The sequence below is a fragment of the Corynebacterium sp. CCM 9204 genome, from assembly GCF_041357695.1.
In the GTDB taxonomy this organism is placed as follows: Bacteria; Actinomycetota; Actinomycetes; order Mycobacteriales; family Mycobacteriaceae; genus Corynebacterium.
In genome coordinates, this window is sequence record NZ_JAUERX010000004.1 from 173,765 (window position 1) to 199,740 (window position 25,976).

The following is a 25,976-nucleotide window of genomic DNA, read 5'->3' on the forward strand; positions in this document are numbered from 1 at the left end:
GCTTTCTTCAACAGATCCTCAGCGGTTATCCACGGGATGGAGGGACGAGAAATTTCCTCATGGGTGTGTCGAGGATCACTAAATTACAAAGGTGAAATTACACAGATGTGGATAAGGATGTGGATAACCTGCGGTCATCGAAAATGGATCTGGGCGGAAATGAGAACAGGGGCTCCGTCTGTACTGGACGGAGCCCCTTGAGAGCCGAACCGGTGGATCAGGACCGGCCTCGGGTCTTGATCGTCCGAGTCAACTCCTGGATCTGGTCATAGGTGTCATGCTTTTCGGTCATTTCCTTGCGAATCTTCCGGTCCGCATACATGACCGTGGTGTGGTCTTTTCCTCCGAAACTCGCCCCGATCTTCGGAAGCGACAGATCGGTGAGTTCACGGCAGAGATACATTGCGAGCTGGCGTGCTCTGGCTATCGGCCGGGCTTTACCCGTACCGCACAACTCCTTAACACTGATGTTGAAGTAATCTGCTGTGACCTCGATGATTGTCGTTGCGGTAATCTCGACATCCGCTGCTTCCGGCATGATGTCCGACAACGCGGACATCGCGGTAGCCATATCGATGCTGGTCCCATTCAACGAGGAGAAGGCCGTCACTCGGATGAGCGCCCCCTCCAGTTCCCGGATGGAGGACTCGTATCGGGACGCGATCAGTTCCAGGACATCCCTCGCGACGACGGTTCCCTCGAGACCCGCCTTCTTTTCGAGGATCGCGATACGGGTTTCTAGGTCCGGTGGCTGTACATCGGTAATCAGACCGCCCTCGAATCGGGTCCGGAGCCTGTCGGTGAGTGTCGTCAACTGGCGGGGGGGACGGTCCGAGGAAAGAATGATCTGCTTATCTGCCTGGTGAAGGGCGTTGAAGGTGTGGAAGAACTCCTCCTGGGTTCCCTCCTTACCTTCTAGGAACTGGATGTCATCAACCATGAGCACATCAAGGTTGCGGTATCGACGCTTGAATGATTCCTGGCGATCATCCCGGACGGAGTTGATGTAGTCGTTGGTGAATTCCTCACTCGACACGTACAGAACACGGAGATCGGGTTGAAGCTCCTGGGAGTAATGTCCGGCCGCGTGCAACAGATGGGTCTTACCGAGGCCGGAGCCTCCCCAGATGAACAAGGGATTGAATGCCTGAGCAGGAGATTCAGCCACCGCAATTGCCGCTGCCTGCGCGAATCTGTTCGATGATCCGGTGACGAAGGTATCGAACGTGTAGCGCTCGTTGAGGGACGCCGCCCGGTTTGGGTTCCGGGCGGTCTTTTCTCGTACGATCCTTTGTCCACTGTCCCTGGTGGGTTGGTTCCGGGAACGTTCCGTTGCTCTGGCGACGCTGGCGCGCCATCCTCCGCCGACAGGATAATCCGTGTCCCGGTGGGAACCCGGGTCGTGCGGTTCGTGATCGTTCGGGTAGTTCTCGCCGTCCTGTGGATGAGTGCTGGAGAACAGAGTGGGCGGGTCCGATTCACCGGACAATGAGTGCGGTGGCCTCTGGGTGGTGGGATATCTTCTAGCGGGTTGGCCACCGACAACCCTGTGGTGGGGACCCTGATCCTGGGCGTGTGAGGTACCTGGATGAATGGGTACCCCACTCACGGCACCCGGGTCGATGTGATCTGAAAGACGGTTCTGATCACAGGGTTCCGGAGTATGGGCTGACTCTTCAGATGAGTGTGGGTGGCTACCGAAAGACTCTGGCGCGACAGACACCGCGATTCCATGGGGGCTGCCGAGGATTTCCGAGAGGATCTGTTTGATTGGTTCCCCGAGATCCTTCTCGATCATGTTCTTTGCGATCAGATGAGGGGTCGTGAGTACCGCGAACCCGGGGACAAGAGCCACGATTCGGACCAGATGCAGGTTTGCTGACTGCATCCGGGTGAGTGGTGGGATTCCGGTTCCGGGTTCTCCGGCGAGGTCGGTGAGCCTTATCACCACCCTCTCCCAGATCTGCTGGGGTGAAGTATCCGTCACGGTAATCCTTCTCTACGTTATCTGTGGTTCAACCCTAACTACGGCAGCATGCGACTCCCCGAATGACCGCGCGGTTACCTGGCGGCACGGGTGACGGAACCAGTGGATGCAGAATTATCATTCTCCACCGGTTTATCCACACTGCGATGTGATCGGTGTGCAGGATGTTCCACAGAGTTATCCACATCTGTGGATAACATCTTCTAGTTTCGTTCTCCACAGGGTACCGGAAAGCCTGTGGATAATTTCAACCGGCCGATCAAGTGTCCTGAACTGCGGGTATTCCGATAGTCCGGGATATTCTCAAGCTTTGGTTGAGAGTTATTCACAGCCCGCGAATCTCACAGCCTGTGGTTTTCTCACTGGTTCATTGTTACCTGTCCGGGCTGACCGGTGTCTAGACGGGTTAACTCGGAGCACTGCCCCCGGCGTGCCGGTGGCAGTGGCCTGCGGGCCATCTGCCCGCTGAAACCATCCTGAAACAGAAGTTGAAGCGGGGGATAATGACACAAATGTCATTCTGTCGTCACGTTTCTTTACCGGCGTGTCGATTTGTCGAACCATCAACCTGCACGTAATCTGGCCTAGTCTCAACGCATCACCCAGAGTGGACAACCATGTCCGGTCTGGCTCGGTGCGTATCACGCAGCAACGGCCGGTCGGCCGGTCGGCCGCGGGACGGACAACACCGGGTCTCCGGGTCCGTCGTGTTCCGACCGCTCCGCATTCCGCGCCACCGCTGTGTTGTATTCCGGGATACGCCTCGGCGAATGTAGCTATCCGCGACGTCGTCAATTGCGCCCCGGACAACAGAAAAATCATCCACCACAGGGTGAGATGCACAACTGGCGGCTGTTTCTCGGCGCCTGGTGAACGGTTTCCTCCGTGAACGTGCTGCTTCGGCACACGTCACAGGTATTTTCCGTAATCCGGGCATCTGGAGCATCCGCGGGTTGTCTGCTGATCATCCGTTAATTTTAGGAGTGTTCACCGTGGCTAAGGGCAAGCGGACGTTCCAGCCGAACAACCGTCGTCGCGCACGCGTGCACGGCTTCCGTACTCGTATGCGCACCCGTGCCGGTCGCGCCATCGTATCGGCTCGCCGTCGCAAGGGCCGTGCTTCCCTGACCGCTTAATCAGCGGTCTGGGTTCGCAGGTTCAGGTGTTACCGAAACAGCATCGGCTCTCCGCCCCGTCCGATTTCAGTCGGACGATCAAAGGCGGGCGCAGAGCCGGATCGAGGACGGTCATCGTGCACCTGCGTCACGCGCAGTCCAAAACAGAGATCGCCCGTCAGGGTGGTCCCCGTTTTGGGCTCATCGTATCCAAAGCCGTCGGGAATGCGGTGATTCGTCACCGTACCTCTCGACGGCTTAGGTATGTCTGCGGTGCGTTGGCTCGGGAACTCGACAACGATTGTGATGTCGTCATCCGGGCACTACCGCGTGCAGGGGATGCTTCCGGGAGTGAACTCGAACGAGACGTGCGTAAGGCACTGGGAAAGCTCCGGGAACGCAATCGTGAGTGACCGGACCGGGCGATGTCTGCGTTGTGGTTCGCTGACAGAACGGGCGACGTCCCGGGGCGCTCCGTCCATAGGTTCTCGGGTGGCCTTGGCCGGGATCCGTTTCTACCAAAACTACATATCACCCCTTAAGATGGGGTCCACCTGCCGTTTCGAGCCGACCTGCAGCGCCTACGCTCTTCATGTCGTCAGAACGCGGGGCGCGGTCATCGGTATCATGCTCACGCTCGTGCGGTTGTCCAAGTGCGGACCCTGGCATCCGGGCGGTTATGACCCGGCGCCGAAACCGCGGCGACCGAGAAGTCATATCGGCTGCCCGTACTGCACACCCACCACCACCAAGGAGTCCTGACTCAAAAGTGCTTGATTTCGTCTACTGGCCCATTTCGGCCATCCTCTGGTTCTGGCACAAGGTCTTCAGTGTCCCCTTCGGATCAGGATCTGGTATTTCCTGGGTCTTGGCCATCGTTTTCCTTACCTTCACGATCCGTGTTCTCCTGGTTAAACCCATGCTGAACCAGATGCGTTCGTCGATGAAGATGCAGGCTCTGCAGCCTCAGTTGGCTGAAGTCAAGGAACGCTGGAAAGGCGATCAGACCAAAATCATGGAGGAGACCCGGCGCATCAACAAGGAGGCCGGTGTCAACCCGATCGCAGGATGTCTGCCGATTCTCGTTCAGATGCCGGTGTTCTTTGGTCTGTTCCACGTTCTCCGTTCCTTCAACCGGACAGGGTCCGGTCCCGGTCAGCTCGGACTCTCCATCGAGCAGAACCGTGAACTTGCGAACTACATCTTCTCTCCCACCGATGTCCAGTCTTTCCTGGACGCGCGGCTTTTCGGTGTTCCGATCTCGTCCTACATCAGTATGCCTGCGGACATGTACCAGGCATTCCAACCGATCGACTTCACCCGGGTGAACATCACCCTCGTCGCGGTCCCGTTGATCATCCTGACGGCGGTGGCAACGCACTTCAATGCGAAGATGTCGATCACCCGGCAACGGGAGCGGATTGCGAGCGGCAAGCAGAAGGCCATGGGCAATGCCCAGATGCAGTCGCAGATGGAAATGATGAACAAGATGATGGTTTGGTTCTTCCCGGCCATGATCGTTTTTACAGGTGTCTTCTGGCACATCGGCCTGCTCTGCTACATGGGTTCCAACAACATCTGGACCTTTTTCCAGCAGCGCTGGATCTTCGCGAAGTTGGATCGTGAGGAGGCCGCTGAGGAAGAGGCGAAGAAGGAAGCGAAGCGGGCTACTGCTCCGAAGCCCGGTATCCGTCCCGATAATCCTAAGAAGGCGCCCAAAAAGAAACGTCGTGGTTCAGTGGGTTCCGGAAATCTGAGTATCGATCGGGTCGTCAGTGATGGCTCAGTTCCGGATGCCTCTCCGTCAGATGAGATCCCTGAATCTGTTGTCGAGGAGACCCCGGACTCCTCCGCGGGGCAGTCTTCCATCACTCCGAACAAGAAGCGCAAGAAGCGTAAGAAGCGCAATTAGACGCTATCCGCGTTCCTGCCGAAGAGCGCCCCCGGGAAGTTGAATCCGGGGGCGCTCTTTCTGTTTTCGGAACATCCGCGACTGTCTGACTGTGGCGCGGGGCGATGGCATGGAATGATGTTTCACGTGAAACCACCAGTAGAGACCGATCAAGAAAAACCGACCCCTCCCCCGGCTGCGGCGGACGCTGTTTTTGGTGCAAACCTCCACAAAGCGATCGCTTACCACCGTTCACTTGCCACTGACGGTGCTGTCCGTGGTTTCATCGGCCCCCGCGAAGTACCTCGATTGTGGGAACGGCACATCCTGAATTGTGCGGTACTCGGTGAGGTGATTCCGGATGAGGAGGGATTACGGATCGCGGATATCGGTTCGGGGGCCGGGCTACCGGGCATTCCTCTCGCACTCGCCCGCCCAGATCTCCGCATCACCCTCATAGAGCCGCTTCTCAAACGTTCCACCTATCTCACCGAGGTCGTTCGGGATCTGGCTTTGGAGAATGTCACCGTGGTTCGGGGACGTGCCGAAGAGAAGGCCGTGCGGGACAAGGTCGGACGGTTCAGCGTTGTCACCTCCCGGGCGGTCGCTCCGCTCGGGAAACTAGCTAGTTGGTCACTTCCGCTGGTGGCGCGCGGTGGCGAAATGATGGCGCTGAAGGGGGCCTCGGTCAGGGAAGAGCTCGAGCGCGACGTGCGGGAGATTACCCGAGCAGGTGGTGGCAGGGCACGGATCATCACCGTTGGGGAGGGTAGGGTCAGTGAGCCTGCCACAGTGATCGTCATTCCTCGACGGAGATGACGCGATCTCCGGGTAAGTCGTCTGTCGGCCCGGTGGATCGGGTATTCGTGAGACACTAGTGTTGAACTAATGGCGGTGGAAGCCGACAGTTCTGCGGTCATGAGAGCGAGAGCCTGTCTTCGGGTACCGGGGCGCGGGATCCTGCACTCATGACCTGTGATTTCTGGCGATGAAAAGGGGAAACGACGTCCATGGACGACAACTTCTGGGACGACACACCGATTGCTGCGGCAGCCCAACGTGCCGCAAAGGTGAAGACCCCCAACGCTTTTTCACTTCCCCGGCCGGATAAGCCGAGGATATTCACCGTTGCGAATCAGAAGGGCGGCGTGGGTAAGACCACGACGTCGGTGAATCTCGCGGCGGGACTGGCGCTCTGTGGCCTCAAGGTGCTGGTTGTCGATCTCGACCCGCAGGGGAACGCATCAACCGCTCTCGGTGTTGAACACCGGGGTGAGGGAATCCTCTCGAGCTATGAAGTTCTACTCGGTGACTGCACGCCCTTGGACGCCATGCAGACCTCAACCGCCCACGAGAATCTCAAGTGCATTCCCGCAACAATTGATCTGGCGGGATCTGAGATCGAACTGGTTTCCATGGTGCGGCGTGAGTATCGGCTCGCGGATGCGTTGAATGACACGTTTATCGCGGAGCAGGGTTTCGACTACGTCTTCATCGATTGCCCGCCCTCACTTGGGCTCCTCACAATCAATGCGATGACTGCAGCACGGGAGGTGCTGATCCCGATTCAGTGTGAGTACTACGCACTCGAAGGGGTTGGTCAGCTCCTCAACAACATCACGATGATCCGGGATTACCTCAACCGGGATCTCCACATTTCCACGATCATACTCACCATGTTTGACGCCCGGACGAAACTGGCAGAGCAGGTGACGGAGGAGGTGCGATCCCACTTCGGGGATATCGTCCTTCGGTCTGTCATACCTCGTTCCGTAAAGGTTTCAGAGGCTCCGGGGTACGGGCAGACGGTACTCGCCTATGATCCGGGTTCTCGGGGTGCGATGGCGTATCTCGATGCCGCCAAGGAGATCGCCACCCGTGGAGATTTCCCCGTAACCGCTGAATCCGGTGCAGTGGGAGTCGCACCGGAAACACACAGCGGTGGAGACGACGATGCCGATGGTGCAGCTCACCGGTGACCGGTCCGTCGAGAGAACATAAGTCACTCCCCCAGCAGAAAGGTTCCGAACACACCATGGCACAACAATCCCGCAAGGGAGAGACCCGTCGCGGCGGTCTGGGGCGTGGACTGGCCGCACTCATTCCGGATGGAACCTCCCCGGCACGGCCCCGTCTGGGGGACGGAGCGGCAAACATTCTCATGGGCGAACGGCCTAACACCCGGGGTGTCGCAGAGGGCGGACCCGGATTCCCCGGCCCGAGACAGGCTACCGGGGAGACGGCGGGGCCGCTGCGGACCAAGGGGAACAAAGGGCCGACACCCGCCTCCGGAACTCCGGACACCGGTTCTTCGGTGGGCGCCGTCTATCGTGAGCTTCCGGTCACGCAGATCATGCCCAACCCGCACCAGCCTCGGACGGTCTTCGACGAGGAGGCCCTGGAAGAGCTCGTCCACTCGATACGCGAGTTCGGTCTCATGCAGCCTATCGTCGTTCGGCGGGCACCCGATGATGGTGGCTGGGAGATCATCATGGGTGAGCGCCGGTGGCGCGCGGCAACCCGTGCTGGTCTCACGGAGATCCCCGCTATCGTGCGTGACACCGATGATGGTTCAATGCTCCGTGACGCACTCCTCGAGAACATTCATCGTGTTCAGCTCAACCCGCTGGAGGAGGCGGCCGCATACCAGCAGCTCCTCGAAGAGTTCGGTGTCACCCAGGCCCAACTCGCAGAACGTATCGGTCGATCACGCCCGGTGATCACGAACATGATCCGGCTACTGGGGCTTCCGGTTCCCGTCCAGCGTAAGGTGGCTGCCGGAGTGCTTTCCGCCGGGCACGCCCGCGCACTTCTCGGATTGAAGACCGGGGCAGGTGGACAGGCTGCGCTCGCAGACCGGATCGTCGCCGAAGGACTCTCGGTACGTGCCACCGAGGAAGCGGTGACACTTCTGAATCGAGGGGATGCTGTTCCCGAACGGAAACCGAAGGAGAAGTCCGCGCCCCCGGAATTCGCCGTGCATGCCGCAGACAGCCTCGCGAACCGGTTGGATACCCGGGTCACTGTGAGTGTCGGCAAGCGGAAAGGCAAGATCATGGTTGAGTTCGGTGACCGCGAAGATCTTGAACGAATCATGGGCCTTCTCCGGGCCAGGCCCGAGTAGTGCAACGAAACCGGAGACCGGGCCATGATTCGTTCGTTGTACGCGGTGACACCCAGCACCGTTTGTTTCATGCATCCTGGTGCGCGGACGAGTGTGTTCTGGGAACTGGATCCTGAAACAGCCTCGGAAGTCCTGGCCTCGGGGGCGGCTGCTCTGGAGAAAGAAGCCTGGATCAACAGGATTCTCGTGGAACGGGGTGGCTGCGGCTACAACATTGGTACGGTCGAGGAACCGGAGGCGATTGCGAGTGTCCTCTACTGTGCACCTGTTGACGCCTCCGGCGTTGTCCAGTTACCGACAGGGCCGGTGTCACCTGACGCCGTGTTGTTGAGTTCCCTGTTCATCGATGACCGTTTCCGTGGCCTTGCTCTGGAGTCTGTACTTGTCACCGCAGTCATCATCGAACTGACCCGTCGGGGGGTCCGGGCGGTGGAGGCGTTCGCCGTGCGTGACCGTGCACCGGATTCGGCGGAAGATGATCCGTCCAGGGAGATCGCGGAACATGCGTCTGAGATCGGACTGCTGAGCTTCGACATCCTGAGCGCGGCAGGTTTTGAGGTCGTCGCAGATCACGATCTTCTGCCTCGGCTCAGACTGTCGCTGTCCGGTTGTGACCGGAAACAGATAGCTGCGGCGGCGGATCTTCCGTTGGTGATGATCCCGGGTTGATGAGGTGCGCAACGCTACTTCCCGGTGGCACGCATGGTGGAACAGAGCCTCGGCGAGTCGCCGAGGCTCATCCATGAGAGGTCAGAAAAGTTCTGACTCGAGAATGTCGCTGAACTTGTGCGTACCGGTCGCCTGATTGTCCTTGTCCATGAGATACAGGCGTTTGACCGCGATAACGATTGATTCAGCTATGATGTCGCGCTTGGATGCGTCAGTGAGTATCGAGACATCGTGCGCGTTGGAGAGGTATCCGGCGACGAACTCGACACACGTCATTTCACTGAGCCGGAGAAGATCCCAGGTACGGGCATGGTTTCCACAATTGATTAGAGCTGTTCGGGTACTGATCTCCCGTTGGATGAGGCCGGACAGTTTCTCACCCATCAATGATGAGGAACCGTGTGGCGAACCGAAATAGAACGAGGCACAGCCTGATGCCTTCCCATTCGGGTAATGATCCAACTGGAGACACAGCATGAGGTCCGCACCGAATGCGTTCGCGATGTTTGCACGCTGATCGTGGCTCGGATCATCCATACGAGGTCGCGAGATGATGGTCTCCATGCCGGCGGCCACCATCCGGCCCTCCAGGCGGGTGGCGAGATCCCAGAGGATCTCCTCCTCGGTGATGTCACCGAACCGCCCATGGACGGTTCGGCCCTTGTTGGCACCGCCGAGACCAGGATCGATGACAACTCGTTTACCGGTCAACTTTGGCCCCGCGAGGCGAACCTGTTCCCGTTCGAGGATCGCGTGGGGGGAACCACCAGTGATCGGCCGACCGAGATAGCTCAAGGCCCGGATCGTTTTCGGACCGCAGATCCCGTCGTTTTCGAGACCATAGTTCAACTGGTAGTTCGCGACCGCATTGTACGTCGCCTGTCCGTAGTGGCCATCGACTCTGTCCGTGTAGAAACCCAGTTCAAGTAGCTGTTGCTGAAGCTGGTACACGTCATCACCAACGAGGACATTGTTCGGGTAAAAAGCAAGTACACGGGCACCGAGGGTGTAGGTCGCCTCGCGGAGCTCGCGGAGCGTTGATTCACCGATTTCTCCGGAGGCGATGATGCCGCGGGACTGCTGGAACGCCTGGACGGCGAGAGCCAGATCGGCATCATAGAGAGCATCTTTCTCCTCGAAGCGTTCGGAGTCCTTCCCGCTGACGTCTCCTGCGTAGCCAGGGATCAGACCGAGCCGGGCCAGGGTGGAGCGCACCTCTGCGACCCGGGGGCTCCAGTCGCCCACCCGCAGTTTGTCTGCCACGTTATCTTCGTCCTTTGTCCTACGGTTTCAGGTCCTCCATGCACATCTCCGGTGGAACCGGCGAGCACAAGTCCGACTATTGCTGCTGTCGGTGGCTTCAAGCTAGATTACCAGTTAAATCAGAGCTTCTAGCCGGGACACGATTTCATGCCGGGGCCGCGGGCCACTGAACTCGGCGACCTTCTCACCGCCACTGAAAAACATGAGGGTCGGGATGGACATGATCTGGAAGCGGGCGCCGAGGGCGCGTTCAGCCTCGACATCGACCTTGGCTATGACGGCGCGTTCACCCATCTCCTCGGCGACCTGGTCGATGACCGGAGCCAGTTTTTTGCACGGGCCACACCACTCAGCCCAAAAGTCCACCAGGACGGGCCTGTCGGAGTTGAGGACGATCTCCTCGAAGGTGCTCTCTGTGACATTCACGGGATTACTCATGTTTTTCCTCCGCTGATTGATGTGATTGATGATGGAACGGTCATCGGCGCTGGACCGCCTCCCCGACACTACGCCGGGACAACGTCTTCCTCGCTTTATGGGTTCCCGGGTGACAGCGCGGGAGCGGAAGCCAGGAAATGCTCGGCGTCGATGGCAGCCCGGCAGCCGGAACCGGCGGCGGTGACCGCCTGCTGGTAGTGGCTGTCCACCAGATCACCACAGGCAAAGACCCCCGGGATACTCGTGCGGCTGGAGGGCTGCTCGACGGACACATAACCGGCTGGATCGCAGTCGACCTGGCCCTCCAGCATTCCGGAACGGGGGTCGAGGCCGATTGCAACGAACATTGCTGTCACATCGAGACGCGAGCTTTCACCGGTCACGGTGTCCTCAAGTGTGAGACCTACGACCTTCTGTTCACCCTCGACCCGCGTCACCACCTTGTTGGTGAGGAAGCGGATCTTCTCGTTGGCGCGGGCACGCTCCTCCATGATCACCGAGGCCCGGAATTGCTCCCTACGGTGCACGATAGTCACCGAGCTGGCGAATCGAGTGAGAAACAGTGCCTCCTCCATCGCGGAATCGCCGCCACCGATGACCGCGATGTCCTGGTCGCGGAAGAAGAAACCGTCACAGGTGGCGCATGAACTGACGCCACGCCCCAGTAGCTCCTGTTCCCCGGGAACTCCGAGGTAGCGGGGGGCTGCGCCCATCGCCAGAATCACGGTTCGGGCGGCGTACTCCTCATCGTCGACCCACACCTTCTTGATGTCACCGATGAGGTCCAGCTTGTCGACGAGTTCCTGACGTAGATCTGCACCGAAGCGTTCAGCCTGCGTGCGCATCTGCTCCATGAGCTCCGGGCCCATGATTCCCGCGGCGAAGCCGGGGTAGTTCTCCACCTCAGTCGTGGTCATCAGAGATCCGCCGTACTCGATCCCCTCGAAGACAAGAGGCTTGAGTTCAGCACGTGCGGCGTAGATCGCCGCAGTGTAACCGGCTGGGCCGGATCCGATGATGATGACGTCGTGGATTGATGGGCTGTTCGTCATGGGGATCCTCGCGGGGTCGTTCGGGGTCGAAGGGTGTACCGGCGTCGATTGTAGGCGTGCCGGAGGTTGCCGCGGTCGGGATCCCCGTCGTGGTCACTGTCCCGGTTCCGTGAGTAGTTCCTTTAGCGTCGCTCTTGCACGTGATCGGCGGGACTTCACCGTTCCCGGTCTGATCTTCATGATGTCCGCGACTTCATCCACCGGGAGATCCACTAAATCAACGAGAATGATTGTTTGCCGTTGATCCTCGGGAAGATGTTCAAGTGCCTCCCGGAGAGTCAGTTCGAGGTCGATCTGGCTGTAGGGTTCCTCGGTGCTCAGCAGCCGGTGTATTGCCTCGGTGGCATCGAGCGTGATGCACTCCTTGCGGATAAAACCCTTGCCGAGATGGTCATACCCCGAATTGATCACCAGCCGGTGCAGCCACGTCGTGAGGGCTGCATCCCCACGGAACTTGACCAGGTGACGGCTTGCCCGGAGCAGTGCATCCTGGACGATGTCATCGGCCTCGTCATCTGAACGGGCGTAACGGCGGGCAACCCGCCACAGGCGGGCCCGATGTCTGCGGACAATCTCTGCGAAAGCACTGTCGTCACCGTCGATGTAGGAGTCGACGAGAGCACCGTCCGGAGCTGTACGGTGTGTGCGAACACCGGGTCTGGTGCGGCGGCGCGGCAGCACCATTTGATCGGCCCCAGAGATGGACCCTTGCCCCGGCATTTGGTCGAGACACGGCGACACGTCTGTCGATGCGGAGGAGACAGGAACGGGGGTATCCCGGGCATCGGTATTCCCCATGTAACCAACCACTCTCCTAGTCCTGCTGCTTGTCGGCGTGTACCGCCGTAAGTGCATGGCAGAGGTGGTCCAGGGATCAGAGGCTCCCCAATGGATCCGTCGATCCCCGTACCGGCGGTGGCACCGATTATCCCAGTAGGGCTTCACAAATGCTAGACCCCGGAAGGAAAGAAACCTTCCGGGGGTAGCAATGATGCGTTTTTGGGGGTGTTTGGTGATGCCAGGTGATTCTAGGGGGCGTCTCCGGTCATCTGGGTAGCGGACACCGGTACACCGCGCACCACGATCTCCGATATGTCAGCGGCCTCGGGCATCGGAAGTTCCGTCACCCACACGAGGATCCGGGTGAAACTCTGCCGAACTGGGGTTTTGTCCTCTGTGTCTATGACGTTCAGGCCCCCGTCCAGCCTTCCTTCCCCAAGGGGGATCGCCTGGTCGAGAGAACCGAAATCTTTTTCCGGAGCACCGTAGATACGGACAAACGTGCCTGGGCGCTCCGCGGAAATACGCACATCCTCGATGTGGGCTGCAGTGGAGAGATCAAGCAACAGTCCGACCCCCGTTTTTAGACCCGCCGGTGGGACGGCGAATTGTTGGAGGTATCTATCGGTATGCCAACCGGTCGAAGGGTCACCGTCGACAGCGAAGGCCGCAAGTTCCGGATTATCCTCGCTACCGGGTATCACAGGTGCAGGTTCCCATTCGTAGGCGCCGGACACGGGAATGTCGGTGACCTCCGTGGAGCGTAGAGCGTCCCGTGCCGCCGACGGAGCGACGGACGCGATGGAGTCACTGTTCACCGGAGATTCAGCCCGGTCACCGCCCAGGATGGAGGCGAGATACAACGCGGCAACCGCAACACTGATGACGAGGATGACCGACATTGCCGCGATGACCGCGATCATCCGACCTGAGTATTCGGCGCTACCGAAACCCGACTTGATGGCCGGTTTCGGTGTCCGTTCATCCTCCACGACCACCCGTGGGGCCGAATCATCATCGGACAGTCCCACATTGCGGAGGCGCACCGCCAGATCAGCGGCGGTGGGTTGCCGAACATCACTCGCACCTGAACGACCTGCGATCCGGGCCTCTTCCGATAACCCGGTGATCGCCGGTGGGCCATCTCTACCTACCAGCAGCGCAAGACCGGAACCGATACTGTCGAGATCCTCTGCGATCGTGGCATTGGGCAGGACGGCCGGGAACGCGAGCACAGCCCGTCCCGAGGTGTCGATCCGGATACGGGAACGGTGCTCAATTCCGAGAGGTTGATCTTCCGCGTGTGCCGCTGCGGCGGCGTCAGCCAGGTAACTCACGGCGAGGGCGGCCGCACGGGGATCGACCTCCCCTTCCGCGACACTGGCCAGAGATGACCCGGGAACCCAGTCAGCGACGACGAGGCACCCGGACCGGTACGACGACACCGTGATACCACGGGCGATTCCAGTGCTTCCCAGCCTACTCAGGAGGCGGGTCCGGCGAGCCACCTCACGTGCGTCTGCCGCTGCCTCGATCACGTTAGCCGGGGCCGTAGGTACCTGGCCGGTGGTGTCCACGAACACCAGGGCGACCTCCCGCCCGGTGGCAACTTCCCGCGCCTGCCAGAACCGTGCCCCGGGGACACTGCCATGGTCTGCGAGCAGACGGTAGTTGCCGTCGGAGACGGGAGCACCGGGAACCAGCCGTGGCCCACGGACCACGCCCGCCGACATCGGCGGCGGTACCGGGGAAGCATTGAAGGGCTCGACGGTCAGGATCTGCGAGGAGATTTCCTCCGGTGTCGCCTTCTCCACACCGTCATCATTGCGGGCACCAGCGGTGATGAACCGACGCAGGACCGGTATCCGGCCCAGCAGACCACCCATCGAGCGGACCTCGGGTAGGCCGGAACGAGACAGTACAAGTCCCGTGACGATGAGGAACACGATGCCCGCGATACCGCAACGGAAGAAGAAACCGATACTGCCCAAGGCGTCGAAAAGCGCCGCCGCGAGGTGCACGATCGCCATGTCCAACGCGAGTGCGACGGCGGCACCGATTATTGAAGAACCCAGCGCCCACAGGCTGGAGCGCAGGATCGACAGCCCGTTGAGGGACCCCAATTTACGGTGCAGCAGGAATGCGCCGATAACCGCACCCGCCGCGAAACCGAACCCGTTCGCCGCGCCGAGCAGGATGACCACCCGGGACGGGGACGTCGCCACCAGAGGGGCCAGAAGACTCAACAGGACCTTCGTCCCCGTGATGCCGGCGATGATGAAGGTCGGGGTCCATGCCTGTTCGCGGGCGTAGAACACCCGAAGATGCAGGAGCACCAGGGCGTACGGGAGGAGCGTGAACGCGGAGAAACTCAGTGTCCAGCCGAGGATATCCGCCGAGTTGCGGCTGAACAGACCGTAGGCGAACAGGGCATTGGCGATCTGCGTGCCGAACGCGGTGAAAAAGACGATCACGGGAATCATCGCAACGAACGTGAGTTTCGTCGCCAGCGTGAGATCACGGACAACAGCGGCATCGTCACCGTCGGCGGCGTTGCGGCTTAGCCGGGGCATGATCGCCGTCAGCAGGGTGACCCCGATGATGCCATAGGGAACCTGCAGGAGCAGCCATGCCTGCTGATAGATCAGCGGTGCGGAATCACTGGACGCGGATGCGATCCGGGTGACGATGATGTAACCAGCCTGGGAGATGGCGACGTACACGATGATCGCCATCGCCATGCCGCCGAACTGCTTGAGCCGGTCATCTATGCCCCATAGAGGCCGGAGATCGATACCCGCATCCCGTAGTGGCTTCACCATGATGAGGGCCTGGATCACCACACCGAACGTGGTGCCTAGGCCGAGCAGAAGCACATGGGGATCGGTCAGTGAGACCTGCTGATCCGGGGTCAACCCCCCGGGCAGCATCCAGTAAAGCGCGAGGACCACCAGGACGACGACGTTGTTCGCCACCGGTGCCCAGGCCCCCGGTTTGAACACCCCCTTGGTATTCAGGACCGCCATGAAGAGGGAGAAGACGCCGTAGAAGAAAATCTGCGGTAGGAGCAGATAGGCAAATGCGGAGGCTTGCGAGAGGTTGACCTCACCGTCCCGGCCCAGCGTCAGTGTCGCCAACAGTCCGGCGGTACCGACGGAAAGAACCGTCACCACGGTCAGTAGCGTCACAGACAGGGTGAACAGCCGACGGATGAAGGCCGCACCGTTATCCGGATCCTCCTTCTCCGCCCGGACGAGGACGGGCACAACAAGGGACGTCAGAACCGCGCCGAGGACGATCTCGGTGATCAGGTTCGGGAGCGTGTTCGCCGTATTGAACGCCGATCCGACCGCAGTACCCATCGTCGCGCCGATCGCTGCGTTCCGGAGGAATCCCGTGATCCGGCTGATGAGGGTGGCGATGGCCATGGACCCGGTGGAACGCACGACCTCCGAGTCGGTTGCCTTCCGCCCCGTTTGTGGGACGGAATCAGACAGCGCCTCGGGCCGATGCGGAGCCGGTCGCGGTTCACGCGTATCGGTCACCCTACCGGTCCCCACAGCGTTGGGTGCCAGCGTGAGGCGGGAAAGATCCACCACCGGCTGCCGGGTGCTGGTGATCGGACGACTTACGGGGACCGGAGCAGGCGGAGATGGCGGGACGATCCGGCTACGTTGGCCGGCGGGGGCACGGTGTCTGGCTCCGTCCCGGGCTACTTCTCGGTCGGACTGGTCGGAATCATCTGAATTCACAATCTCCATTGTCTAACAGGATCGTGTGAAAGGAGGTAAACGGGCGCTGTGGGGCGCGGCGTCACGGTGATAACGAACCGTTGTTCGTGCCTTGCGTGGTCGTCATACCTGGGGCTGTTGCCCACCGGCATCGACGGAGGGGCTGCGGTGGTTGGCGCCCGGCTGCGGGGGAATCTCCTGATCCTGTAAGCCGTGACCGGTACCGGAACGGCGGAAACAGCGGATGATCTTCGTCTGGATAAGCCGGGCGACGAGGGCTATGAACAGTAGGAATATGAGGAATTTCCCGATCATACCGAAGAACAGACCCTGGGTCCGGATGGTGATCTCCACTGGATCACTGATGACGGAGCCTTGTGAGTCGGACAAGCGGAGTAGCAGATTGACCTTGTCGGGTTCCGTCGGTAGATCCGCCGTCATCTGGGTCGTGATTGAGCCTTTGGCCGGGATCCAGAGTTGGTCGGGAACGTGGACCATGCTGCCGGGAGGTCCCTGGTAGCTGATGCGGGCGTCAACAGGCAGAGGTAGACCGTTGCGCGCCACGATCAGTAACGGCGATGACTGAGACACCCGGGTGTAGACGTAACCCGGCGGCAGCAGCGACACCGAGGACTGGAGCTGCTCAAGCATCTCCCGGTTGAGGGTAAAAAGCCGATCTGCATGGATCACCGCGGCTGTGTGTTCTTCCGCGTTCCGTCGACCGAGGACGGTGAGCCCGCGGAGCAGATCGAGCAGTAGTGGTCGGGTGAATTCGTAGCGCGTCACCGCGATCTGGGGATCATTCACCATCAACTGGGTGAGGTCGTTGATGTAGTTCGCCTGTTGGGTGGCGGCCAGTACCTCGGAGGTCGACGGCACTGAGGGATCCGGGTACGGGGCACCGAACCCCGCCCCTTCCCGGGGGCCGTTCAGCTCCCGCACCGCTGCATCGAGCGCCGTTGTCGTTGCAGTATCCGGTGTCGTCGCCTCATGCAGTGACTGCGGACGTGCCCGCCCGGTGGACAACAGTTCATCGACAACATCGAGAAGCTTGGCGCCGTTCGTGGCGGTTGCGGGGCTAGCCGGGGGCACGATGATCACGGGATCAGTGGATTTCCCCTGCTGTCGTGAATTCACCCTGGAGGCATCGACCGTGAGTCGCACGGCGGCGGAACTCGTGGTTAGGCGGGCGTGGACGGAGTCCAGAGCCGGATCATACCGGGTCTCCGGGTTGCTGTACCCGACTGTCAGGGGTTCCGTTCCTGTCGTGGCGAGAGTGGCAGCCAGTGACCCCTGGTACGTTACCCCGGTGATCCCCTGGCGCAGTCCCACGAACCTGCCCTCGGACGGGGCGGCCCACACACTGTTGTCTGTCACGAGAACCCGGACAGCAGTGTTCATCGGAGGCAGTTCCTCTTGTGGCTGCGGATCAGGGATGGTGGGATCCTCAAGGGATGCGGTGTCGGTCGTGTGGTGAACCGTCGGGAGGCCATTCCGCTGCCTGTATTCCCAGGCGGCCTCCGGGTCCACCATCTCATCAGGACCAGTGGTATCGGCCAAGGGAAGCCAGTCGGCGGTGGATTCCGTCACGTAACCGGACAACGGGATCACCAGGTTCTGCTCTGGTTCCGTCTCCAGAATATCTGCCAGTACGGAGGAACCCCGCGCGACCGCTTCACGCAGCAGCCACTGGTTACCTGTTCTGGTGACGGCGTTGATGTCGGTTCCTGCCCAGGGCAATGCCACTGTACAACCCTGGTTCGCTGCGGTACGAAGACGTGACAGCCATTCCTCGGCGGCCTCAGCACCCGTTCCGGGGTGTCCGGAGGTGGCCCTGTTTCCATCATCCCGCCGTCGGCTTTCCCGGAGTCGCCGGGTACCGGAGACCGGACTCAACCGGTTATCCGTGACGGTGTAGCCATCCCGCATTCTGTCCACGACCACGAGCAGTTGGGGGTCGATGGCGAGACAGGTCGCACCCCTCAGCGCGGAACCTTCGTCTCCCGCGGTGGCATCCAGATACACGTCGAGGAGCTGATCGAGGCGCCCGCCCTCACGTAATTGAGCGGCGAGATCATCGTTTTCAAGCAGCAGCGGAGCCGACTTCGGTGCCTCCCCCGTCTCACCCGGTACGAGACCGGTCCGGGCGGTAAGGGGCCACAGCACGGTCACTCCGGGAGCCTCGGGTAGGACTCCGTCATCTCTGTTCCTGCTGTGTAATTCACCCGTTACCGGATCGCTGACGGGGAGGAGGAAACGCTCGGACGTCAGGTAACTGACGATGCCTTCTCCCAGGCGCCCATTCAGGTTGACCATCATCGGATAGACCCCGGGGGTATCGATGTCCAGGCCGTTCTTCGACCCCGGAGAGGTATCCAGGGGCAGGTTCACGGTCACCGATTCCCCCGGATCGAGTGCCCCGGGCGCGTCGATGAAGGGACCCGTGTAACCGTAAGTTGACTGCTCCCCCGTCAATGAAAGTCTGGCGGTTGCGGCATCCCTCACCGCCTCACCACGCTGCAGACGAAGTGAGAGTTCCCCCACGACTTCGTCCGAAGTGTTGGTTACACGTACTTCCACCATCCGTTCGGTGCCCAGCGGCACCTCGTCCAAGGGGGACGTGAGTTCCACCACGACACCGCTGTCTGCGTCAGTCTTCCGGATGGAGGAATTCCTCCACTCAGCATCACCGGACACGCCCGCGGATGCGCCGGGGACTGTTCGATTCTGGGCCGATGCGATCATCACGGAACCCGATGTTCCGCCGACAACGGTGGTGGTGAGAACTGCGATGAGTGCCGCACCGGTCAAGCGGTGGGCCCACCGTCCGCGGTATCGCCGGGGGACGGAAATGGAACGGGTGACCGGAACCCGGAGAAAATCAGACGATATCACCGCGGAGTCCTTCTTCCCTCCGACTTTTCCCGCCGCGCAAGTTCGGGGAGCATGTCGTGGGCGCACCGCGCCAGTTTGCGTTCATCCGCGTAAGCGAGCCGTTCGATGAGCTCACTGGCTGGAACCCAGGTCACCTCGGTGACCTCGGGGTCCTCATCATTGAGGTCACCGTCGATATAGCGCAGGAGGTGATGGTGCACTGTTTTGTGGATACGGACGCCTTCCGACACGAACCAGTAATCGATGACCCCGAGCTCGGAGAAGACCTCACCGGAGATTCCGGTTTCCTCCCAGACCTCACGCTCTGCTGTCGTGGCGCGACTCTCTCCAGGTTCGACGTGGCCTTTGGGCATCGACCAGAGCAGTCGACCCCGCCGGTCCAGCCGACCGATCAATGCGACATAGATCCTGTCGAGGTCGACGGTACCGTCACCACGCACGGCCTCCGCTAACCCGGATACGACGAGCCCACCGGCTGACGTTTCATCATTCGTCTGCATCCGTGGACGTTGAGCGTGGGCCCGAGGAGGGTTGACCGGTCGGTTACGCCGAGAACTCTTACGGTTACGGGCTGTGGAATCCCGGCGACGCCCACCGCGCTCGGTGGTCTCGGCCCCCCGTGCCGGAGTCCGCTCCTGATGCTGCGGTCTCGCGGAACCGGATTCATCTGATCTGTTCGGAGCGGAGGCAGGGGTTTTTCCTCCGCGGCTGCGCCGACGACGGCGGGAACGTTGACGGGTCGGCGCGGCGGGCTGTCCGTCTCCTCGGGGTCCTGCGTTCCCGGACAAGTCTGCGGAATCGGAGGCATCGGATGATGAACCGTTCGTGGTTCTGCGTGAAGTGGTGGATTTTGTTCCAGTTCCACCGGCACCCGTGGTACTGGTGTTATCCGTCTCTTTCTGGCGACCCTGGCCACGCGAGCGACGTCGCCGACGACCGCGTCGGCGACGTCCTGGCTGCTTCTCGGCGTGCTGCCGCTCGCTGTCGCTCATATCCGTTGATCGTAACCCGCCGGACAGCGGCGTGGTATTTCGACGCGCTGTTACCCACTCCCGCGTGTGTACGGGGCTATCCGGGTTTTTCCGCCTTTCCGGGGGGTGCCACACCGACAGGTAGACTCAACGGGGTGAAAAATGAGGCAGCAACAGGACACTCCGACACCTGTATCGGTGAGGGTAACAGCGTTGGAATCGGCGCTGAATCTGCGCTCGTGAGGGCAGAGAAGGCGATCAACGAACTGGCGCCCGTACTGCAACCCCTCGCAGAGCGGTTCGCCCGTCGCGACGTACCTCTCTACCTCGTCGGTGGCTCGGTCCGGGATGCTCTGCTCGGCCGCCTCGGCACTGACCTGGACTTCACCACACCCGCACGACCCGGTCTCGTCCGGGAGATCCTGGACAGTTACACGGACACGGTCTGGGACACCGGGATCGACTTCGGGACGCTCTCCGCGGAGAAGGACGGACAGCAGATCGAGATCACCACATTCCGATCTGACACCTATGACGGGCAGAGCCGCAATCCCGAGGTGAGCTACGGAGACACCCTCGAGGGCGATCTGATCCGGCGTGATTTCAGAGTTAACGCGATGGCTGTTGAACTGCTCCCCGACGGTGGCCTCCGCTTCCATGACCCCGTGGGTGGTCTCGCCGATCTCGCGACAGCTACCCTCGACACTCCGGCGACGCCGGAGCAGAGTTTCAATGATGACCCACTACGTATGCTGCGTGCCGCCAGATTCGTGTCCCAACTCGATTTCCGTCCCTCTGCGAGGGTACATGAGGCGATGACCGCCATGGCAGGTCAGATCAACCGGATTACGGTCGAAAGAGTCCGGGCTGAACTCGACAAGATGATGCTGGGTGCTGTCCCCTGGTTGGGCATAGACCTCATGGTTGACACCGGGATCGCGGACGTGATCTTCCCGGAGATACCGGCCCTCCGGCTGATGCAGGACGAACACCGCCAGCACAAGGACGTCTACGCCCATTCGCTCCAGGTGTTGCGCCAGGTGATCGACAAAGAGCAGGACGGGCCGGATCTCGTACTCCGGTGGTCCGCGTTGCTGCACGACATCGGTAAACCGGACACCCGGGCCTTCAATGATGACGGTGCGGTCACTTTCCACCAGCACGAGGTCGTAGGGGCGAAGCTCGCGCGGCGTCGGCTCCGCGCCCTGAAATACCCGAAGCACATCATTAACGAGATCAATCAGCTCGTCTTCCTCCACATGCGTTTCCACGGCTACGGGGAGGGACGCTGGTCCGATTCCGCGGTCCGCCGATACGTCACAGATGCCGGTGATCAGCTCCCGCGCCTGCACAAGCTCGTGCGCGCGGACGTCACCACCCGGAACCGGCGTAAGGCGGAACGTCTGGCCCGGACGTACGATCACCTTGAGGAGAGGATCGCCGAGATCGCTGAGAAGGAAGATCTCGCCCGCGTCCGACCGGACCTAGATGGTAACGAGATCATGCGGCTCCTCGAGATCTCCCCTGGCCCGGAGGTCGGGCAAGCGTGGTCATTCTTGAAGGAGCTACGGCTGGAACGTGGTCCCCTCGACCACGATGAGGCGGTCGAGGCCCTGCTCGCCTGGTGGCGTACGGAGAAGGATGATGTGACGGTACCGAACACAACGGAGGACCAACGATGAGTGATCTTTTCGGTGACAGACTGTTCAACGCACTGGAACGCACCGACCCTGCCCCCGGAATGCTCCTCGTCGCGGCCCCGGGTTTGGTGGCCGGGGAATTCACCAGGAGTGTGGTTTTCGTCATCGAGCATGGGGACACGGGTACATTCGGCGTCAATCTCGTGGCGCGCAGTGAACTCTCCGTCGATGAGGTCATGCCGGAATGGCTCGGGATCACGGCGAAACCGAAGGCTCTGTACGTCGGTGGACCACTGTCCCGCGATACGGTTCTCTGCGTCGGTGTGGTCCGGAACGGGGTGGACCCGACTGGGCATCCTCAGTTGACGCGGTGCGCCAACCGGATCGTCTATGTCAATGGATCAGCGGATCCGGTGGAACTGGCCACTCACCTTGATGGTGTCAGACTGTTTGCCGGATATGCGGAATGGGGCCCCGGTCAGCTCGAGGCGGAGATCGCGCGGGGTGACTGGTATATCGCCCCGGCCCTCCCCGGGGATATTCTCGCGCCAGGGCCAGTCGATCTCTGGAGTGACGTGATGCGTCGTCAACCAGCTCCGCTTCCGGCTTTTGCCACGTTCCCGGTGGATCCGAGGGATAACTGACCGAAACGGGGCGATGTACCGGATGTTTCACGTGAAACCTGCCGTGTAGCCGTGCCTAGAACGGGGATCACGCCCCTTCAGGTGTTTACGTGCTTGGCTGAACCTCGGGGTTCCCGTGGGCGTACCGTGAGGCCAACGCAGCACACATCATCAACTGAATCTGGTGGAAGATCATCAGCGGAAGAATGAGCAGACCTAGTTCTCCACTCCCGAAGATGACCGCAGCCATAGGTAATCCGGTGGCGAGGGACTTCTTGGTCCCACAGAACTGGATGGCGAGAGTGTCCGCTTGATTGAATCTGAGTCGTTGAGCAGAGAAACGTGTGAACCAAAGCATGAAAGCGACCAGCACAATTGAGAACACGACGAGCCCCAGAAGGTCCAGTGGCGTCACCCTCGACCAGATACCCTCCACCATTCCCGCGGAGAACGCAGAGTAGACGACCATGGTGATGGAACCGCGATCGACGATCTTCGTCGCGGAGCGGGAGACAATCGACTTGATCCACGGCCGTGTAAGTTGTCCCGCAAAGAAGGGAAAGAGAAGCTGGATGGCGATGTCGATAAAGACCTGACTGCTGACGGTGACGTGTCCCCCCTGGCTCATCAACAACATCACCAGCACCGGAGTGAGCACCACTCCGAGCAGGTTCGATGCTGATGCACTGATGATGGCCCCTGCAACGTTCCCCCGTGCGATCGAGGTGAATGCTACCGAGGATTGCACTGTCGACGGGACCAGCGTCAGATAGATGACCCCCAGGAACAGCCCCGTCGGGAATAAGCGCTCGAGGGGTATGAGAGCCACTCCGATCAGTGGGAAAACCACGTAGGTGAATGCGAGGATGGCGACGTGCAACCTCCAGTGCCGGAGACCGGCGAGTGCCTCGGCCGTTGATAGGCGTGCACCGTAGACGAAGAACAGCAGGGCGATAGCTACTTTCGTTGCCATGGAGAATAGCGTCGCCGCTTCTCCCCGAACAGGTAGGAGCACGGCGAGAAGAACGGCGAGAAGGATAAGAATGATCAGCGGGTCTACCCGTGGACGTCTGATACGACTGAACATGGTGACAGTGTAAGCGGTGCACTGTCTCATCTGATCAGAATTCGGGGGCTCCATGACGCCACGGGGATCCTCATCGAGACGTTCCTGTGGGACCATGAGGCATGACCTCCCACAAGTCCGCGAAGCCGATGTCCGTTGAGCGTACGATCTATGCATCCACTCCTGCCCCGGTGTTCATCGTGAGAAAAACCGCAGCATGGGCGACTATTCTGGCCTTCCTCGCACTTTTTGCGGGACTGCAGTTCCTGGCTGCAGGATCCGGAAATTCTGCCGGGGCACCCGACGGATTGCCGAAAGGTGCGGAGTCTGCCCGGGCTGGACAGCTCCAGGAACGCTTCCCGGGAGGCCGGAACCTTCCCGCAGTACTTGTCTACTCGGCGGAGGATGGCCTAGGCAGTGACGAACTGAAGGCCGTTGACGGATCTCTACAACGCCTCGCTGCTACGGAATTGTTTACCGGGGGGACATCCGGGTGGGTGGGCCCAACGGTGCCTCTCTCACGAGATGTAGCCCAGGCGACGGTGCTTTTACCCGCAGATCTTGATGGATTCGCGCTCAGTGATGTCGTGGCGGAGATCAGGGCCACCGCACGGGACGGACTCCCGTCCGGGGTGCGAGTCGCGGTCACTGGCCCCGCAGGTTTCGCCGCGGATACCGCAGATGCATTCTCGGGAGCGAATGTCACGCTACTGGCGGTTACGGCATCCGTAGTCGCGGTTCTACTTATTTTGACGTACCGCTCCCCCATTCTCTGGCTTGTACCCCTGATTGTTGTCGCACTCGCTGACCGCGCTGCTGCTGCCGTCACCGCCTGGCTCTCATCGACCACCGGGTGGTTCGCCAACGATGGATCAACCGCAGGGATCACCTCGGTTCTCGTGTTCGGCGCCGGTACCAATTATGCGCTGCTGTTGGTCAGCAGGTACCGAGAGGAACTGCGGACTCAGACCGACCACCGCCTGGCGCTCAGCCGTGCACTCCGGAACGCCACCCCCGCCATCCTGTCCTCGAACCTGACCGTTGTGTTCGCCCTGTTGACACTCACCGCAGCATCCGTCCCGGCATTCCGCAGTCTCGGGGTCTCCAGTGCGATCGGATTACTGCTTGCGCTTCTCTTCGCGCTCGTTCTACTACCGGCGGCACTAGCCGTCAGTGGTCGGGGTCTCTTCTGGCCGAGGATTCCCCGCCCAGGTGTGCACGCCAGATATCCACATGGTGGCGTCTTCGGGCGGATCGCCACCGGTGTCGCCTGCCGTCCGGGTGCAGTGCTCGCGGTCATGGTTTTGGTGCTCATCTCAATGACGGCAGGACTGTCCGGCACGCGGATAGGGCTGTCCAGCACCGAACAGTTCCGGACGGAGTCAGAGGCTGCCGCTGGCCAATGGACACTCTCCGATAATGCTCCCGCCGGCGCTTCGGCACCGCTCAGTGTTATTGCGGATACATCGACGGTGGCTGAGATCAGGAAGAAAATCAGCGGACATCCCGACCTGACTGTGCTTGGTGCACCCGTGGAGAGCACCGATGGTTCCTTAGCCCGGTTGACGGTGCTACCGGACGCGGAACCCGCGTCCGCCCGGTCGTTTGAGTTAATCCGCGAGGTACGCGCTATCTCGCGGGCGGTGGATCCCGGTGCCGTGGTGGGTGGTTCTGCAGCGCGTGACCTGGACAGCCGGGATGCAACCCTGCGGGATCTTCGGGTCTGTGTCCCGCTCATACTGCTTGTTGTTTTTCTTGTACTGATCGTTGTACTGCGAGCACTTCTTGCCCCGTTGTTACTGCTTGTTGCAGCGGTGCTGTCCACCACTGCCGCACTGGGTGTCGGTGCCTGGCTCTCCGACCATGTCTTCGGATTCCCCGGCCTGGATACAGCCGCGCCGCTCTACTCCATTTTGTTCCTGGTGGCCCTCGGAATTGACTACACGGTGTTCCTGGTACTGCGTGTGAAGGAAGAGAGCATTGGACGGGATGTGCGGTGTGGAATTGTTCGTGCGGTGGGTCTCACGGGAGGGGTCATTACCTCAGCCGGAATCGTTCTGGCCGCCGTCTTCGCCGTTCTTGGTGTTCTCCCCCTCATTACGCTCACCCAGGTCGGGATCATCGTGGGGTTTGGGATTCTCCTCGATACATTCCTGGTCCGGACACTTGTTGTCCCGGCTTTGTTTGAACTTGTCGGGGAACGGATCTGGTGGCCTGCTCGCCCCGCAGGGTTCAAGGAACGAGTTCCTGCAGAGTGAGTGGCGTAGGCGGAAGGCCCCTGGTTTCACGTGAAACCAGGGGCCTTCGTTGCAGTGCTATCGGGACCTGATGTGTCCGGTGTAGTCGATGTTTCACGTGAAACAATGATCTCAGGAAGGTTTAGGATGCTGTAAGTGTCGTGCCTTCGGCGGAGAGTTTCGCGGGGTGAAGTGGATCCCTTGCGGGCCCCTCGATGACGCTGCCGTTCTCGATGTCGAACACCGAGTTGTGTTTCGGACAGCGGACTGTGGCGCCTTCGACAATGTCGATCTTCGCGCCCTGATGCGGACAGATGGTCGAATAGGCGTGGAAGACACCTGAGGTGGGCTGGGCGATGATGAAGTTTCCGACGACAACCGCACTCCCCACCGGGACGTCCTGCGCTTCGATTGAGGCGGGCGTTTCCGTACCTCCGCACGCGGCGAGGACAGCACCGGCGAACGTTGTGGCGGTCCCGAGGAGGAACAATCGA

The 25,976-nt window shown here is 60.8% G+C and carries 21 protein-coding genes; 11 read left to right on the plus strand and 10 right to left on the minus strand.

All coding sequences use genetic code 11. The features are described from left to right. Positions 1–217: 217 nt before the first annotated feature. Complete coding sequence (gene dnaA, locus QWU43_RS09560; protein ID WP_370914828.1) at positions 218–1,987, minus strand: chromosomal replication initiator protein DnaA; 1,770 nt, start codon at positions 1,985–1,987, stop codon at positions 218–220. Between the two features lie 992 nt (positions 1,988–2,979). On the opposite strand from dnaA, the gene rpmH reads away from it, so the two are divergent. From rpmH to QWU43_RS09600, 8 genes are all read left to right on the plus strand, one after another. Further along, complete coding sequence (rpmH, locus tag QWU43_RS09565; RefSeq protein WP_081761677.1) at positions 2,980–3,123, plus strand: 50S ribosomal protein L34; 144 nt, start codon at positions 2,980–2,982, stop codon at positions 3,121–3,123. A gap of 26 nt (positions 3,124–3,149) precedes the next feature. Continuing rightward, positions 3,150–3,515 carry a ribonuclease P protein component gene (gene rnpA, locus QWU43_RS09570; protein ID WP_370914829.1) on the plus strand — a complete coding sequence of 122 codons (366 nt, stop codon included), beginning with the start codon at positions 3,150–3,152 and terminating at the stop codon, positions 3,513–3,515. Positions 3,516–3,582: 67 nt separating this feature from the next. After that, complete coding sequence (gene yidD, locus QWU43_RS09575) at positions 3,583–3,864, plus strand: membrane protein insertion efficiency factor YidD (protein ID WP_370914924.1); 282 nt, start codon at positions 3,583–3,585, stop codon at positions 3,862–3,864. Between the two features lie 7 nt (positions 3,865–3,871). Then, positions 3,872–5,014, plus strand: a complete 1,143-nt coding sequence (gene yidC / locus QWU43_RS09580; protein ID WP_370914830.1) for a membrane protein insertase YidC — start codon at positions 3,872–3,874, stop codon at positions 5,012–5,014. Positions 5,015–5,131: 117 nt separating this feature from the next. Continuing rightward, positions 5,132–5,812 carry a 16S rRNA (guanine(527)-N(7))-methyltransferase RsmG gene (gene rsmG / locus QWU43_RS09585; RefSeq protein ID WP_370914831.1) on the plus strand — a complete coding sequence of 227 codons (681 nt, stop codon included), beginning with the start codon at positions 5,132–5,134 and terminating at the stop codon, positions 5,810–5,812. A 191-nt stretch (positions 5,813–6,003) separates the two neighbouring features. Next, complete coding sequence (locus QWU43_RS09590) at positions 6,004–6,972, plus strand: ParA family protein (protein WP_370914832.1); 969 nt, start codon at positions 6,004–6,006, stop codon at positions 6,970–6,972. 56 nt (positions 6,973–7,028) lie between these two features. Beyond that, positions 7,029–8,117 (plus strand): ParB/RepB/Spo0J family partition protein, encoded by a 1,089-nt coding sequence (locus QWU43_RS09595; RefSeq protein ID WP_370917727.1) that lies wholly within the window; start codon positions 7,029–7,031, stop codon positions 8,115–8,117. 24 nt (positions 8,118–8,141) lie between these two features. Beyond that, the gene (locus QWU43_RS09600) at positions 8,142–8,786 is read left to right on the plus strand and encodes a hypothetical protein (protein ID WP_370917728.1); all 645 of its coding nucleotides are present in this window, start codon (positions 8,142–8,144) and stop codon (positions 8,784–8,786) included. 81 nt (positions 8,787–8,867) lie between these two features. On the opposite strand, the gene QWU43_RS09605 is transcribed toward QWU43_RS09600, so the two are convergent. From QWU43_RS09605 to QWU43_RS09635, 7 genes are all read right to left on the minus strand, one after another. Beyond that, the gene (locus QWU43_RS09605; RefSeq protein ID WP_370914835.1) at positions 8,868–10,049 is read right to left on the minus strand and encodes an N-acetylmuramoyl-L-alanine amidase; all 1,182 of its coding nucleotides are present in this window, start codon (positions 10,047–10,049) and stop codon (positions 8,868–8,870) included. A 114-nt stretch (positions 10,050–10,163) separates the two neighbouring features. Further along, on the minus strand, positions 10,164–10,508 hold the full coding sequence (gene trxA, locus QWU43_RS09610; protein WP_370914925.1) for a thioredoxin: 345 nt from the start codon (positions 10,506–10,508) through the stop codon (positions 10,164–10,166). A 74-nt stretch (positions 10,509–10,582) separates the two neighbouring features. Next, complete coding sequence (gene trxB / locus QWU43_RS09615) at positions 10,583–11,539, minus strand: thioredoxin-disulfide reductase (RefSeq protein WP_370914836.1); 957 nt, start codon at positions 11,537–11,539, stop codon at positions 10,583–10,585. A gap of 93 nt (positions 11,540–11,632) precedes the next feature. Further along, entirely contained in the window at positions 11,633–12,337 is a 705-nt protein-coding gene (locus tag QWU43_RS09620; protein WP_370917729.1) for an RNA polymerase sigma factor, read from the minus strand. Between the two features lie 230 nt (positions 12,338–12,567). Beyond that, positions 12,568–15,984, minus strand: a complete 3,417-nt coding sequence (locus QWU43_RS09625; RefSeq protein ID WP_370914926.1) for a murein biosynthesis integral membrane protein MurJ — start codon at positions 15,982–15,984, stop codon at positions 12,568–12,570. Positions 15,985–16,173: 189 nt separating this feature from the next. Beyond that, entirely contained in the window at positions 16,174–18,945 is a 2,772-nt protein-coding gene (locus QWU43_RS09630) for a hypothetical protein (RefSeq protein ID WP_370914838.1), read from the minus strand. After that, positions 18,942–19,937, minus strand: a complete 996-nt coding sequence (locus tag QWU43_RS09635) for an NUDIX hydrolase (protein WP_370917730.1) — start codon at positions 19,935–19,937, stop codon at positions 18,942–18,944. Before QWU43_RS09635 ends, QWU43_RS09630 begins: the two co-directional genes overlap by 4 nt. A gap of 197 nt (positions 19,938–20,134) precedes the next feature. Between QWU43_RS09635 and QWU43_RS09640 the strand changes: the two genes are divergently transcribed. Both QWU43_RS09640 and QWU43_RS09645 read left to right on the plus strand, forming a co-directional pair. Further along, a complete protein-coding gene (locus QWU43_RS09640; RefSeq protein WP_370914927.1) occupies positions 20,135–21,598 on the plus strand; it encodes a CCA tRNA nucleotidyltransferase in 1,464 nt (487 codons plus the stop codon). After that, positions 21,595–22,200 carry a YqgE/AlgH family protein gene (locus QWU43_RS09645; RefSeq protein ID WP_370917731.1) on the plus strand — a complete coding sequence of 202 codons (606 nt, stop codon included), beginning with the start codon at positions 21,595–21,597 and terminating at the stop codon, positions 22,198–22,200. The genes QWU43_RS09640 and QWU43_RS09645 overlap by 4 nt, the downstream gene beginning before the upstream one ends. Positions 22,201–22,285: 85 nt before the next feature. On the opposite strand, the gene QWU43_RS09650 is transcribed toward QWU43_RS09645, so the two are convergent. Continuing rightward, positions 22,286–23,266: a bile acid:sodium symporter family protein gene (locus tag QWU43_RS09650; RefSeq protein WP_370914841.1), complete on the minus strand. Its 981-nt coding sequence runs from the start codon at positions 23,264–23,266 to the stop codon at positions 22,286–22,288. Between the two features lie 101 nt (positions 23,267–23,367). Here QWU43_RS09650 and QWU43_RS09655 point away from each other — a divergent pair, with 101 nt between their 5' ends. Further along, complete coding sequence (locus QWU43_RS09655) at positions 23,368–25,503, plus strand: MMPL family transporter (protein WP_370917732.1); 2,136 nt, start codon at positions 23,368–23,370, stop codon at positions 25,501–25,503. 121 nt (positions 25,504–25,624) lie between these two features. Here the strand turns inward: QWU43_RS09655 and QWU43_RS09660 are convergent, their stop codons facing one another. Beyond that, positions 25,625–25,972 (minus strand): Rieske (2Fe-2S) protein, encoded by a 348-nt coding sequence (locus tag QWU43_RS09660; RefSeq protein ID WP_370914928.1) that lies wholly within the window; start codon positions 25,970–25,972, stop codon positions 25,625–25,627. Positions 25,973–25,976 lie beyond the last annotated feature (4 nt).